The organism is Niastella soli, from assembly GCF_017742245.1.
In the GTDB taxonomy this organism is placed as follows: Bacteria; Bacteroidota; Bacteroidia; order Chitinophagales; family Chitinophagaceae; genus Niastella; species Niastella soli.
Genome location: NZ_JAGHKO010000014.1, coordinates 234016 through 248616, shown reverse-complemented (window position 1 = coordinate 248616; position 14601 = coordinate 234016). Strand labels below are relative to the sequence as shown.

The window sequence follows — 14601 nt, the reverse complement described above, 5'->3', positions numbered from 1 at the left end:
GTATTGTTTTTGACACTATCCAATATGCTTAACGTTTATGGCCGACAATTGTTTGGGTATTAGCGTTTCGGCTTTTTGATTTTCGTCTTCATGGCCTCTATGTCATCAATAATGTTGTATTCCGGATTCTCTACATCATGCCCTAATTCAAGAAATAACTTTTTTAAATAACCGTAGGTCTTGTAGTCTGCTTTTAGTAGCCCGATATCAGTTTGCATGTAGCAGCAGGATAAACAAATGTTCAGGCTGGAAACACTCCGTTGTGTTTGATCATAAAAAATAATGGCGTCGCGATAAACGGGCGCACACAAGTATTTTTCATGATGTTCGATCTCTATTTGTAAGAGATTTTTGACCTGGATTGCTATCGGGTGGTCATGTTGGAAAGTACCTGTTCTTATACTATAAGGAAAAAATTGCCCATTTTCATCCTCTATATAGCCGTTGTATTCAAGATCAGCATTTTCTGCATTCAGTTTCTCATATGCTGAGCCCCTTCGGAATGAATAGGTTTCAATATAGTGAAAAGACAGGTTGTTTATATAGTCGGAGGAGAGTGTCCACATGATTAAAAAGTATTTTTCTTTTCTACAGTGGTAGTTACAGCAGTTGTATTTCGATCGTTTGATTCTGCACATCAATGGTAAACCATTCCGAAGCATGGGTGTCAGGAATGCATTCTGCTATAGACAGGTCCCGGGCAAACCGGCTCAATGCCTTGGGGCCAAAGTGTAAAATAAGTTTATATTTTGTTCCCCCGTCATTGCCAACATAGGCCTGGAGGGGTAGGTATCTTTTATCATTTATAAATTTCTTTGTGTATGATGCGTCGGGAGCTTCCACATCTGCCATAACACCATCACACCAGAAGTATTGGGTCTCTGGGTTGGCAATTTCCTGCAATGCGTTGGGGATAGTTTCCCATTCCAGTTTAATTAAAAAGTCGTTGTCGAGCATTTAGTCCAGGAATTTAAAACTGTTGGCAATTCTATTAAATAATGGCCTGCGCTTAATATATGTATGAGGGAATGTCATCATGGTCAGAATATATGTTTTGCCGTTTTTTACGGTGACCAGGTCATAATTCTGCATGGGTATTTTATTATTGACCAAATTGCTGGATAATGTTACTATCCATTTGAACGGCATTCCATTTAGTGTGGTATCTCCTTTTGCAATCAGTTGAAAATTGGGAGTTTTGCTTATGTATTTAAGATAAACTGCAAACGTTCTTTCCAGGTTCCTGGGCGTTTCTATAATGTTCACATTAACAACATCCCGGGCTGTATCCCTGCCATGCGGAATCCTGCTTGCCTGAAATACTACCCCCTCCCGTTCTGTCTCATATTTCCATTTTTCTGGAACATCAATGGAGAAATGATGTAACGTGTCCGTATAATGAAAAAGTGGTTGTCCGTTGGTGCGGATAAGAGAAAAAATAAATACAAAGGTTAAGGTGTATCGCATATAGTATTAGAATAAGATTTTTTCTGGCCGACTGTTCAATTTCGATCAAGAGCTATTCCTTCTTATGCACGGGAAAGTTTTCTGCCACTTCTTTCAGTTCTTTCTTATAGTCGAAAGGAGACACGCCGGTAAATTCTTTAAAGGAACGTATAAAATGTGATTGATCGGCATAACCATTTTCGTAGGCAATATCTGATAATTTATCGTAGTTATTCCTTCGAAGTTGGGTAAGTGATTCCTGGAAACGGCAAATACGCGAGAAGAGTTTTGCTGAAATGCCTATTGATTGTTTGAACCGACGTTCCAACGTGCGTTCAGATAATTGCAAATGTTTTTGTAGTTCCGCAAATGAAACCGCGCCCTTGCCGCGGGTGATGGCTGAAATAGCAAAACTGGTAAGTGCGTCCTGTTTTTGGCTATGTTGTTCGGCTGCTTTCAGCAGGCTGGCCGAGATAAGGTTGATCTGTTCTTCAATACTGGCGGCTGCCAATAGTTTTTCCTGCAATACTTTCTCTTTTTTATGTTGTACAAGGCCCAGGTCAACACAGGTGCCAGTCAATTCATGTGCATCGATGCCAAAAACAGATTGCAGGGCATGGGGTTGTAAACAAATGCCTACCGTACTCACCTTGCCGGTTAACACCATTTTGGCGGGTTGAATGGTTTGTCCGTACAGAAAAATGCTGGAAAGTTGTTGGTTGTTTTCTGACAAATGGAAAGTGCCTTTATCGGGCTGCTGGTACATAATACCGGGGCAGCCATCGGCGAGCGGACTAAACGTTACAGTTGAATCGGCCACGCCATTATTCTCCAGCACCCAGAAGTATCTAACAAAGGGTTGTAAATTTTTTGGCGGAAGAATGATTCGGTAGTCCATTTTAAATAGGTAGGTGCCTGCAAATTATTGAAAAAAATATTCATTATCAATGTAAAAAAATTTGGTGGAAATGTGACAACCCTTATCTTTGCACTCCCAAAACGGAATAAGGGTAGCAAGAAAAGAAAGAAAAGAGAAAGTTTTGGGAAAGAATAAGTTAGAAGTTAACCAAAAACGATATAAGGGAGTTTAGCTCAGTTGGTTCAGAGCATCTGCCTTACAAGCAGAGGGTCGGCGGTTCGAGCCCGTCAACTCCCACAGGTTAAAAGGTTCACTGATTAGTGAGCCTTTTTTTATGCCATTTCATGTCTACATATTATTCTCGGATCAGGTTGAAAAGGATGGATCAGGTTGAAAAGTTGGGGGATTTCAGAGAAAGTATTCTCCTCTACGCTCGATCGATACTACATTGGGCACACGGGTGATGATTTATCGGGACGATTACGAAGGCATAATTCCAATCACAAAGGATTTACAGGTAACGTCGGCGACTGGATAATTGTTTTATACTGAAACGTATGCTACAAAAACAGCAGCCTATCAACGTGAGCGGGAAATTAAGGCATGGAAAAGTCGTAAAAAAATTGAATTACTTATTGCAAATCATACAGGAACCTGACTGGTTCAGCGCATCCCGATTTACAATCGGGAGGGTCGGCGGTTTCCCGCGCGGCGGGATCAACTCCCACGCCAGAAAAGGATCAGAGTAATGTGGTCCTTTTTTCGTTTATAGCAATCGTATCCAAATGAATAAACCTTCCTTGAAACTTATTACAGCAATTCTTATCATCTCCTTTTTTTCCTGTAAACCGAAGGCGACAAAAGGAACTACCTTAGGAGCTTTTATAATTTTGAGGGACCAGGCAGCGGCTTCTACTCAAAAAACCGATACCACTTTATTGAATTTCAGGTTTGGCATGAACCGGGATGAGGTGAAACGCAAATTCAAAGAACTGGAAGCCGATAGCACCATCTACTTTGATGACCTTGAAAAATGTTATTGTTACGTCCTTAATACTGGTAAAACTGGAAATGAAAGTAAGATCAATTGTAGGATAGTTCCATTCTTTTATAAAGAAGAATTATTCACAGTATCATTCGCATCATACCAACAAGGGGGTAAAGCTATAGATGGAGAAACAGATTTTTTAGCTATGAACTCATATATCGAGAATAAATATGGGATCTGCCATGTATCATTCTGGCCTGCTTCAGAAAGTTTAAGCCCTTTTAATGTTTGGTTTTTTAATAATGAAATATTCATGGTCTACCAAAATGAAGAGGGAGCTGTTTTGCAATTCACAGATGCAGTTCGTGAAATTGAAAGAAGCAAATTGTAATAAGGTATTCGTGATATAAAGTAAAGGACCTCAAACGGGGTCCTTTTTTATTTGTATAAATCAGGTTAACTTTAAAAAACCTAATCCTGTTTGTATGTTAAAACACCTTACCTGCACCTTGTTCTGTTCTGCCCTATTGCTTGTTATAGGCAGTTGCCATAAAAACAGTGGGGACAATATTAAAGACATTGATTCGGGGAGCTTCCTGGCCCTGATAGATGATGTTAAATGGCACACCGTATCGGGTGAGTTAAATGTGTTAAGTATAGATTCCGTGAATAGAAAATTGACCGCTACATTCAATATTCAATTTCGGGATAGCGTAACCAATAAGACCATTACTGTCTCAAACGGGAAACTCAATTTAAATTCCTGGATGCGGTATGGTGACCGGTAAGATTGCGAAATGTTGGTCGTTTTTTATATCTTACAGTCTGCATTAATTTCTGTTACAATATGAAAACAACCCCTCTGTTATGGGCAGCCTTACTGTTGGCGGCCTGTAATTCAAAACCTGCGGCAGAAAAACAGATAATAGCCGATGTAGCCATTCCTGCAGAAACGCCCGTTGACCCTTATTTCAAAGCTTTTATGAGCAAGTTCAGGTTGTTACAGCTGCCTTTGACGATCAGACCAATGGAATTAGGCGATATTAATAATTTGCCCCTTTTGTACGGAAAGGACACCAACTACATAACGGCGCCAGGTACCGATACATCGATATACAGGTTATATGCTTATGGATTATTGGCGGACACAGCCAATAGTTATAAACTCATCTGGTTATCTCCTGCTGATGATTATTGCCCTGTGTTAGTCACTTATACCAAAAAAGGAGAAAAGATAAGTGAAGGTGGGCTGACGGCAGCCGGTTGTGGTTCTGATTGTTGCTGGGAATGCAATCAAACGATCAGTATCAGTAAAGAGCTCTCCATTTATTCGGCTGATTCCATAAAAACTTGCGAATGCGATGATAATGGTCCTAAACCAGAAACCATGCGGAAATACACGATGGTGAAGACTGCTAAAATTGAAGCTGATGGTAAATTTAAATTTACAGAGCTGGTAGAGAAAAATTATTAACCACCGTTACTGTAACCCGTGTCGGTTTTGTTCTATTTTCCCCTGACGGGCCGGTATAATTTTGAGTTCAATAATAATCGTCTTTATTATGAACCGAATTATAACCGTCGGCACCGTGTTGATTTTCATTTTTGCAGGCGGCTCCTTTTTGCCCGGAAATTCGATGTATGGCAGGGGGACCAATGCTTCGATGCTGCTACTGCCCAGGCTGTCAGATTATAATATTTTTACTGGCGATCCGGTTCAACTTAGACCGGGTAATGGTTTTCAGTTATATGAACTGGCCACCGGTCTGTTCACTGATTATGCCGAAAAACAACGGCTTATCAAAATACCGGCAGGTAAAACCATTACCGTAGTAAATGATGGATTGCCACTCTTCCCCGATGGTACCATCCTGGTTAAAACCTTCTATTACTACAATGATAAAAGAGACACAAAAGGTAAACGACTGATAGAGACCCGGCTGTTGATCAAACGTAACAACCAGTGGGTGGCGGGCACCTATGTATGGAACCCTGAACAAAACGATGCTATACTCGCCACAGGTGGATCAAACGTGGCTGTTACCTGGATAGATGAAAAGTCGGTTGTAAGAAAAATTTCCTATCGTATTCCTGGCGTCAGGGATTGCGCGTCTTGTCACAATACCAATAATACGCTTATGCCCATCGGGCTAAAAGTGCGCAACCTGAATAGGACAGTAGAGCGGAATAACAGGTCCATCAATCAGTTGCAATATCTGTATGAAGCAGGTATTACGGATGCTATTGATCCGGAACAATTTGCTGCATTACCTGCCTGGCAGAATGAAAAGTATGCTCTCCAGGACAGGGTACGGGCTTACCTGGATGTGAACTGTGCCCATTGCCACAGCGATGCGGGGTCCTGTGCCCGGTCGGCGGTTCGGTTTGCCTGGGAAATACCGTTGCCGGATACGCGCATTGTTGCAAAGAATAAACGTATTGTGAGCCTGATGGCGAAAGGCAGTATGCCCCGCACCGGAACTACGATAGTTGATGAGCAAGCCCTTGCTTTAATTAAAAAGTATTTTCAATTACAATAATATAAAACCACCCTTATGACATTCGCAAACCTCGTTTTGTTGGCTACCGCATTCACAACAGCGCTTATTGCCGGTCTTTTTTATGCTTATTCCTGTTCGGTAAACCCGGGACTGGGTAAATTAAGCGATGCCAACTATCTCCTGGCCATGCAATCGATCAACCGGGAGATCCTGAATCCAGTTTTCTTTATGAGCTTTATGGGCACCCTGGTCTTGTTGCCGGTCTGTACCTGGTTGCAGTATGCTCCTTCAATACCGCTTCGTTTTTATTTATTACTGGGTGCTACGTTGGTGTATGGAGTGGGAACGTTCGGGGTTACCATCTTCGGCAACGTGCCCCTGAACAATGCGCTGGACGCCATGCAGATCCATTCTGTTTCAGCAGAAGCGCTGAAGCAACAACGCACTTTGTTCGAAAAACCCTGGAACCAGTTACATGCTATCCGAACAATGGCCAATGCCATTGCCCTGGTGCTGGTATTGCTGGCCTGTATTGTCAAACAGGGGGCTACTAAAATAGAGTAAGACTGACCTGTAAGGTGCATCATTTGAGCTTGCATTAATAGATGGTTCAGTTGCATCCCGCAAAGCGGGACAGGCTCTGACAGGTCTACATTATTCATAAGACTGACCTGTCAGGTTCGATTGATCAGCTTAATCGTTTAAGACCCAATGACGAACCTTACAGGTCAGCCTTATGTCTGCGTAACCAGTCGGTGCTCTCTACCAACCGGGAGCCTGTTTTAAGGCAGGATCTTTTGTTAGTTCATCCTGCATAATGGGGAAGAAGAAATGAGTAGGCGCCACAAATACCCAGGTCGCTACATAAAAACGTTGCATACTGTATTTCTTTCCACCGATATTTATTTTTCCATTGGGGTCCTCCACTGGTTTCATTCCATTTACCATTCGTTGACATTTGGGATACGGCCAGTATTTCTGAGAACGGGTATCATTATCGCCACCTGCTGCCTGCCACGACTGTTCCCGGGCCAATTCTTTGGCGCTGCTGGGTTCCAGGTATAAACGCGTATTGAACCAGCGTTTGTTCTCATAAAAGAATTCTACCCGGCGTTCCCGTTGAATATATTCATTGGTTTTTACTTTGTCGCCTATTATAGCAGGTGGTACCGGCGCCATAAACGATCGTTGCCTGATGCTGTTGAGCAGGTTGATGATGTCATCGGTTGAGCCGCCGGTTTCATTTAACGCTTCTGCATAGATAAGCATGATCTCTGGTAGCCGGATGAGCGGGTAATGTATTTGAAAACCAACGCCATTGCCAGGCCGGTAATCTTCCCGATAAAATTTACGTAGAAAATAACCGGTGGTGGTGGAGTTGGTAGCGCCGATCTTGTCGGACCCGGTGGCCGTATTTTTTACTGAATTGCGAAAGGTGGCGCCGTTGTAAATAACATCCCGGTATAGTCGTGGATCGCGTTTGATACCTTCATATGGATTCGAGTCGTCGTATCCATCGCCAATGGCACGCGCATCATAGATCGGATAACCATACCCATCAGGCGCGATGTATTCATATTCGTCAACCTGTTCCTGTACCGGTTGCTGACGCGAGCCGCCGCCTTCTGATGGCGGATAGTTATCTCCCTGCCAGGCTTCGTATTTATCATTCATGTTCATAAAAATGGCTTCCGTTGTAAATGCATTGAAATCATAGAAGAGTTGATACAAACGGGTATATACTTTGTTATTGCTGCCTGAAACAAAATCGGTAGGCCCATAATTGGTATACAGGCTGTAGCGAGGTTTCCCATTTGTTGATTTCAGGTCTAATACGGCCTTGGCGGCGTCGCGTGCTGCCTCCCAGCGTTGGTTGTTGCGGGTGCTGTAACTGGCTGCCCCAATCCTGGTATCATTGGCCAGCACGCCACCATTGTAGAGTGGGGTAGCGGCCATCCAGCGTACAATGGCTTTTAAGGCAAGGGCGGTGCCTTTTTCCACTCTGGCAAATTGCGGGTCGGTTTGGTTTACTGGTAACAGCGCTAAGGCAGAATCGCAATCGGCGCAGATCTTTTCTACTACAGTATGAAATGCTTCCTGTGGAATCGCCAGATCGCCATTGGGATCAACCAGGTGATCGATATAGGGGATCTCGCCATACAGCCGGGCTGCCAGGTAATGGTAGTATGCACGCATGAAATAGGTCTCGCCCAAACGAATGCTTAGATCGCCCGCGTTTAGCGGATTGTCGGGCGTATTATAGATTCTTATGCCTGTTATGATCAAATTTGCTATCCTGATGGTGGAGTAAATATCGGCCCATTTATAGCCTGATCCCGGTTGGTCATTGGCGTTCCATCCCCCGGTATTGAACGTGCGCGATTGTCCGTTCTCAACAGTTGATCCGCGGCATTCATCCGTAATGGCACTCAGGGAAAAGTGTTGCAGAAAAGCCAGGCCGCGGGCGCGGGAATGCAGATCACCATATAGATCGGTGATCATTTTGTTTACTTTTTCATAATCGGCAAAAACCTGTTGCTCGGTCATCTGGTCATCGGGTTTGCGATCGAGAAAATCTTTCTTGCAGGCTGTTAGCAGTAGCGCAAGGATTATATATGTAGTAATGGTTCTTGTTTTCATAATAAATATTTTACTTCTCATTCATTTTCCTACAGTGTAATATCAATCCCGAAATTCACCACTTTCATAATAGGGTACCAGTTGCCATTGGCGTCATTGGTTTCGGGGTCCACATCTACTGTTTTAAGTTTATCGAAGGTTATCATATTCATACCCTGAACGTATAACCGGGTCCTTTGCAGACCTGCACGTTTCATCCATTTGGAGGGCAGGTAATAACCGATCTCAAAGTTCTTTAGCCGCAGGTATTGCGCGTTGTACAGGAAAAGGCTGCTGTAATATTGTTTATTGTTGTCGTATTTGCCGTAATGCAAGGCCGGATATTTGGCAGAAGCGGCTGTTTCTGGCGTCCAGCGTTGCAGGTGCATGGGTTTTACTTTACCTACTTCATCGTTCTGATAAAGAGGAAAATCATAAGTAGCTGGCCCGCCGAGTAATAATGAAGTATGGGTGGCCCCCTGAAGCAGGATGCTCACGTCAATCGATTTATAGCGGCAACTGATAGGAATACCATACTGGATCTCAGGTACGCGTGGGTAACCTTTCGGGATGCGGTCGTTTAAGTCGGTGATCTGACCATCCCCGTCTATGTCAACATAAGTTACATCACCAGGTAAAACGGTCCCCCATTTTTGAAACCCGGTACCATTATTCATTTGATTCAGCTCATCGGCTTCTTTCTGGCTGTTTATAAACCCATTGAAGATATAAACAAAGGGTTGCCCTACCGGTAAACCGGTACGGTATTGCCAGGGATAGTTCCGGGCCACTTCGCGTTGGTATTTGATCTTGTTACGGGCATAAGAGAAATTGGGTCGCACGGTGTAAGTGAAATAACTACCTATTTTATCGCTCCAGGTTATCTCAAAATCAATTCCTTTATTGTTTACAATACCGGCATTTATCAATGGCGCACTGGTGCCTACGAGTGATGGGAAACCCTGTTTGTCGGAACCACTGAGGTCGGTAATGATATCATACCGGTGTTCGTGAAACAGGTCAACCGTAATGGTCAATCGCCTGTTCATAAATTCCATATCAACACCCATATTGATCTTGCGTGCTTTTTCCCAGGTTAGCAATGGATTGGCCAGCCGGCCCGGACGAATGCCACCAGGGTTATTGTTGTTTTGGGTGCCGAAGTTATAGGCATCGCCGGAGTTGTTATAAAACTGCAGGTAACCAAATCGGTTATCACTGGGATTGGAACCTGCCTGATCATTGCCTACCAGTCCGTAGGAACCTCTGATCTTTAGCATGTCAAGCCAACCCTGGGTCGCTTGCATGAATGGTTCATTGCTGGCAACCCAGCCCAGGGAAGCTGCCGGGAATTTACCATACCGGCGGCCAGGTGCAAAATTCTCTGACCCGTTAAAACCCATATCAACCTCAGCCAGGTACCGCTGATCGTAGTTATAGGTAACACGGCCGGAGATCCCCTGGTAACAGAATGGTACTTCATTATTTTTTATCCTGATAGACCGGTTGGCCAGCATCAGACCCGACACGTTGTGTTTGCCGAATGATCTTACATAATCGAGCTTGAGTTGATAGTAAGTACGGCCAACATCATCATCCCGTGAATAGCTGTTCCCCAGCGTATTGTCGGTTGTACGGCGCGGACTGCCGTATAACCCGGTATAGTGGCCGCCTTTCATGTACACATCCACGCCTTCATTGGGATAAAACGTTGCATAACCGGGATATACGCGGTAACCCTGCGATTCGGTGGGAACGGAACGGGTGATCCAGTATCCACCTTGCCGGTCATACGAAAACATACCTTCCAGTTTTAGTCCCTTGGTGAGCGCATCGAGTTTGTACCCCATAATAAAGGAACCATCGAGATAATTATCCCGCTGATCGAGATAACCGGTCTTTGACAATTCGCCCAGCATATTAAAGCGATAGGTCTGCGTGCCAAAGAGCATGCCATTGGGGAATTTTACATTGTAGGCTTTGTTGCCGGGGTCCTCGTTGCTTTCGAGTATGATGGGGTAAATAGGAGGTTGGGTATTGGCAATTTCAATTACCCGGTTGGCGGTAGTGCCCGGTGCATTACGATCGGTAATGCGGGCACCCAGGATAAGCGAGGCATACAGGGAGTTGGTGATGTCAACATCTATATTCGACCGGAAGTTATACCGTTTAAAAATGGCCTGGGTCTTATAGGCATCGTTTGCCGTATGTTTATAGTTCCCATTCTGCTGAAAGTAATTGCCCATGATAAAATACCGTGCCCTGTTGCTGCCGCCCTGGATGGTTAAGCTGTAATCCTGTTGAATACCTGGTTTAAAGGCGTAATCGAAGTAATTGATATTGTAACCCAGTCCGTCAGAATTGTCGCCTTTGGCGCGGCGGAGATTGTCGATTTGTTCGGGAGTGAACAGGTTCAGGGTGGAAGGGGATACCCCCGGATTGTCATTTATTTTGGCCTCGTTGAACAGCATGGCATAATCGGCGGAACCGAGGTATTCGGGAAAGTGAATGGGCGTATTGACGCCATCAGAGATCTTAAAGTTAAGCGTGGCTTTTTCAGATGCTTTTCCTCGTTTGGTAGTAATAACGATCACCCCATTAGCGCCACGAACGCCAAATACGGCGGTTGCTGAGGCGTCTTTGAGTATGGTGAAGCTTTCAATTTCATCGGCGCTTAAATAGTTTAAGGAACGTTCTACGCCGTCCACGATCACAATAGGTCTTGCATTACCATAAGTACCAATGCCGCGGATGTAAATATCGCTGATGTCTACACCCGGTTCGCCGCCGGAAAACTGGTTAACATTCAGTCCGGGCAAGCGTCCGGCCAGTGCATTGGTTAAATTGGCCGTGGGGCTTTGCTGCAGCTCGCGCGATGAAATGGCCGCCACAGCGCCGGTTACGGTCATTTTCTTTTGGGTGCCATATCCAACCACCACTACATCTTTCAGGTTTTGCGCATCTTCTTTTAGGGTAACTGCCAGTGCGGTGCGGCCCTGCAATGAAACGTCCTGCGACTGATACCCTATAAATGAAAATACAATGGTTGCTTCTGCATACGGGACCGTTATGGTAAAACGCCCATCCCGGTCGGTGGTAGTGCCAATGGAAGCGCCACGCACCATAACAGATACACCCGGCAATGGCAATCCTTTATCGTTTAAAACCTGACCGCCTATGATCAATGGGGGGGATGTTGCATCGGATATGACCTTCTCTGCTGTTTTTTTTTGCTCCGCAGGTGCATTGTACAGAAGGATCTGTTTTTCATCTATAACGTTGAAATAAATACCAATGGGTGTTAATACCGTGGTGAACAGCTCTGCGAGTTTCCTGTTGATCAGTTTGCAGGAAACCTTTTTGTTCAGGTTGATCATGTCGCTGCTGTAAATAAAGGCAACACCTGTTTGGCGTTGAATTTCCCGAAGTACTTTTTTTACTTCTACCTGTTCCATGCTAAGCGTGATCTTTTTCTCCAGGATGTTTTGCGCATTTGCCTGCACGGTATTGCTGCAGGTAATGATAAGCGACAGTTGCCACAATAGGAGGCGGGCAATGATCAGGTGCAATCGTTTTTTTCTCATAGTAAAGATTTTTAGAACAATAAGATATTTTGCAGTTGTTGGTCTGATGTATGGCAATAGCAGGCCCTGCCGCATTATGCAGCGCTACATATACCGCGGGAGGTCCGGTATTGCCGGATTAACAGATTTTAGTGATAAATAATTACGGTCGTGTTATGGATTGCCAGTTCTGGTTTCTTTTATGATTATTTGCGAGCCGTTTATCTCGTAAGAGGTTTGTGTTGTTTTACAGATATATTCCAGCTGCGAAAAAAGGCTATACTTTGAAATGTCGCCGTGAAAATGGCGGTGGCCCAGTTGTTCGGTCTCTGGTTTGATCAGAATGCCATAGGCGTCGCTCAATGATTGTAATACATCCTGTAACAATGCTTCTTCAAAAACAAAAGAAGGTACTGATGTTTGGTTACTGGGCCCCTGTTGCCGGGCTGTTTTCGCCAGGGGTTTCGGATCGTCGACAATGCCGGTGATCAGCAGATTGGAGACGGCATTATAAGTGACTTTTTTATTACGGGTCAATAGTATACCTGCTGCGTTTTCCTGCCCATGCTTTTCTTTTGGTACCTGCTGCCGGTATACAAGCACCTTCCCGGTTACAACCGCTACCTCTGTATTCTGGTCTGTATGTTGTGTTATATGAAAACTGGTGCCCAGTACCTCAGTTGTTAAACCATTGTTCAGGTGCACTTTAAAGTGTTTGGCCGGGTTATGATACACGTTAAAAAATGCACTGCCTTTTAGGAATACCTCCCGGGTAGTTCCGGTAAAGACCAAAGGATAATACAGCCTGGCGCCAGGTTGTAGGGTGATCAGGGTGCTATCTGTTAGTTGGACCCTGCGATCGATATTGGTTTCATTCACCAGGCTATCATAGTTTTCCTTGCTGGCTATGGCTACCAATGATTGATTCCTGGCCGGTTGATACCAATATAATAATACAGCGGTGGCAATCAATCCGGTAACAACTGCGGCTGCGCTTAGCTGAAACCAGGTGCGTGCGGTTAACTGTCTTATTTTCGTTGGGGCAGCATCCGCTGCGGTTAACTGTAGGTTGGTTTGAATAGCCTGCCACATTCTGGCTTCTATCAACGATCTTTCGCCGTCTGATAAATGCAGGTCGCTGTTATGCACCATCTGTTCGTACCATTCCAGCACCAGCTTTTCCTCTTCTTCGGTGCACTGGCCTGCCAGATATTTCTGTAATAAGCGATCAAAGTTCGATTGGCTCAATTACGGTGTTTATTATATGACGTAGGGAGGGTGTCGAACCCTAAAGGGGTAGTGAAATATTTTATTGCGGTTTATAAAAGCGTAAAATAAGTGTTCAAATAATTATGCAAATGCTGGCGCAGCAGTTTGAGCGACCGTGTAATATGATATTCAACTGCTTTTTCAGTGAGTTGCATATGGCCGGCAATTTCTTTTACAGACTTATGCTCATAACGGCTTAATTTGAATATGGTCTGCGTTTTTTCGGGCAGTTCGTGCAGATGATGTTCTATGAGCACCAGTAACTGCTCCTGGTCTAGTTCTTCTTCCAGGGAGTTGATGGCTGACAGGGGTTGATAATTCTTCAGGAATTTATTCTTTAACAACTGCTTTCGGTGAAAATCGATTACGCTATTTCGTAAGGAGACTGTAAGAAAAGCGCCCCAGTTATTTACATGCAGCGATGCCCGGTTACGCCATATTTTCTCAAACAGGTTTTGCACCAATTCCTCCGCGTCGGGTGCTGAGCTGGTATATTTAAAGGCTACACAATAAAGCTGGTACCAGTATTTTTTGTACAGCGTTTCAAAGGCAGCTATGCCATCCCGTTGCAGGGAGATTTCATTTTCTCTATGTGAGGTAGAGCTGGCACGCATAAGATCAGGAAAGGGTTTACTACTAATTTACTCTGAATGTATGTGTTTTTTAGCAGATAAAAAACGATTTTGCTTAAAATATTACCGGAACCGGGGAAATATCCGCTATTACCAGGAACGATATTATTGAAATATAGGACTGTATTACTTCTTCAAAGGCACATTACTGTTGCCGATATCGCGATAAATTTTCCAGCCACCGTTTTCAGGTTTCCATACTACTATATACTTGCCTTTGTCGAGTGTTTTATTAGTATTGCCAATTGCTTCATACAGGCCAGTCTCTACCAGCAGTTCCGCATTGCCAACCAGATCAACGGTGGTGAGTTTTATTTCTTTTAACCCAGATCTGATGCCAGCGCCCCACGCGCCTGCAATGTCTTTGCCTTTTACAGGTTCCTGGTTGCTTGACATGAACCAGGCGTTATCTGCATAGTGAGCAGCCAGTGCATTTGAGTCGCCCTTTTTCATCTCTTCTTCAAATTTCCTGTTATCACTTTCTATCCATTCCTTGGCTTTGCCAAGGTCAAAGGCCGCAGTAGTGTCGCTCATTTTTTCATTGGTAGTTTTTTCAGTACCGGCCTGCTGACAAGACGTGATGTAGTAGATGAAACCTGTTATGAGGAGGAAGTGATACTTTTTCATGTTGGTATTTTTTACTAAGGTAATGGCTTTTAAATGTCGACGGGTAGCACATTATCTGATTTTGATCATTGTTATCTGTTCTTTTTGCCTCGTTTAG

At 44.2% G+C, this 14601-nt stretch carries 15 protein-coding genes and 1 tRNA gene; 7 read left to right on the top strand and 9 right to left on the bottom strand.

Annotated elements, in window-relative coordinates; translation table 11 throughout:
* Positions 1-59: 59 nt before the first annotated feature.
* The 4 genes from J7I42_RS30000 to J7I42_RS29985 are packed head-to-tail and all read right to left on the bottom strand — an operon-like array spanning position 60 to position 2344.
* A complete protein-coding gene (locus tag J7I42_RS30000; RefSeq protein WP_209143247.1) occupies positions 60-566 on the bottom strand; it encodes a hypothetical protein in 507 nt (168 codons plus the stop codon).
* Between the two features lie 34 nt (positions 567-600).
* Complete coding sequence (locus J7I42_RS29995) at positions 601-957, bottom strand: hypothetical protein (protein ID WP_209143246.1); 357 nt, start codon at positions 955-957, stop codon at positions 601-603.
* Positions 958-1467 (bottom strand): hypothetical protein, encoded by a 510-nt coding sequence (locus J7I42_RS29990; protein ID WP_209143245.1) that lies wholly within the window; start codon positions 1465-1467, stop codon positions 958-960.
* 52 nt (positions 1468-1519) lie between these two features.
* Entirely contained in the window at positions 1520-2344 is an 825-nt protein-coding gene (locus J7I42_RS29985; RefSeq protein ID WP_209143244.1) for a helix-turn-helix domain-containing protein, read from the bottom strand.
* A gap of 183 nt (positions 2345-2527) precedes the next feature.
* Here J7I42_RS29985 and J7I42_RS29980 point away from each other — a divergent pair.
* From J7I42_RS29980 to J7I42_RS29950, 7 genes are all read left to right on the top strand, one after another.
* A tRNA-Val gene (locus J7I42_RS29980) sits at positions 2528-2602 on the top strand.
* Positions 2603-2695: 93 nt separating this feature from the next.
* On the top strand, positions 2696-2857 hold the full coding sequence (locus J7I42_RS35790; RefSeq protein ID WP_209143243.1) for a GIY-YIG nuclease family protein: 162 nt from the start codon (positions 2696-2698) through the stop codon (positions 2855-2857).
* Positions 2858-3090: 233 nt separating this feature from the next.
* Positions 3091-3684 carry a hypothetical protein gene (locus J7I42_RS29970; protein WP_209143242.1) on the top strand — a complete coding sequence of 198 codons (594 nt, stop codon included), beginning with the start codon at positions 3091-3093 and terminating at the stop codon, positions 3682-3684.
* A gap of 94 nt (positions 3685-3778) precedes the next feature.
* Entirely contained in the window at positions 3779-4081 is a 303-nt protein-coding gene (locus tag J7I42_RS29965) for a hypothetical protein (protein ID WP_209143241.1), read from the top strand.
* Between the two features lie 59 nt (positions 4082-4140).
* Positions 4141-4767: a hypothetical protein gene (locus J7I42_RS29960; RefSeq protein ID WP_209143240.1), complete on the top strand. Its 627-nt coding sequence runs from the start codon at positions 4141-4143 to the stop codon at positions 4765-4767.
* A gap of 88 nt (positions 4768-4855) precedes the next feature.
* The gene (locus J7I42_RS29955; protein WP_209143239.1) at positions 4856-5833 is read left to right on the top strand and encodes a hypothetical protein; all 978 of its coding nucleotides are present in this window, start codon (positions 4856-4858) and stop codon (positions 5831-5833) included.
* Between the two features lie 15 nt (positions 5834-5848).
* Complete coding sequence (locus tag J7I42_RS29950; protein ID WP_209143238.1) at positions 5849-6358, top strand: anthrone oxygenase family protein; 510 nt, start codon at positions 5849-5851, stop codon at positions 6356-6358.
* A 198-nt stretch (positions 6359-6556) separates the two neighbouring features.
* Here the strand turns inward: J7I42_RS29950 and J7I42_RS29945 are convergent, their stop codons facing one another.
* The 5 genes from J7I42_RS29945 to J7I42_RS29925 all read right to left on the bottom strand — a co-directional run bounded on the left by J7I42_RS29945 (position 6557) and on the right by J7I42_RS29925 (position 14504).
* The gene (locus tag J7I42_RS29945; protein ID WP_209143237.1) at positions 6557-8434 is read right to left on the bottom strand and encodes a RagB/SusD family nutrient uptake outer membrane protein; all 1878 of its coding nucleotides are present in this window, start codon (positions 8432-8434) and stop codon (positions 6557-6559) included.
* A gap of 29 nt (positions 8435-8463) precedes the next feature.
* Positions 8464-11997 (bottom strand): SusC/RagA family TonB-linked outer membrane protein, encoded by a 3534-nt coding sequence (locus tag J7I42_RS29940; protein ID WP_209143235.1) that lies wholly within the window; start codon positions 11995-11997, stop codon positions 8464-8466.
* A gap of 153 nt (positions 11998-12150) precedes the next feature.
* Complete coding sequence (locus tag J7I42_RS29935; RefSeq protein ID WP_209143233.1) at positions 12151-13224, bottom strand: FecR family protein; 1074 nt, start codon at positions 13222-13224, stop codon at positions 12151-12153.
* 71 nt (positions 13225-13295) lie between these two features.
* Positions 13296-13859 (bottom strand): sigma-70 family RNA polymerase sigma factor, encoded by a 564-nt coding sequence (locus J7I42_RS29930; protein ID WP_209143231.1) that lies wholly within the window; start codon positions 13857-13859, stop codon positions 13296-13298.
* 144 nt (positions 13860-14003) lie between these two features.
* Positions 14004-14504, bottom strand: a complete 501-nt coding sequence (locus tag J7I42_RS29925; RefSeq protein ID WP_209143229.1) for a YybH family protein — start codon at positions 14502-14504, stop codon at positions 14004-14006.
* Positions 14505-14601 lie beyond the last annotated feature (97 nt).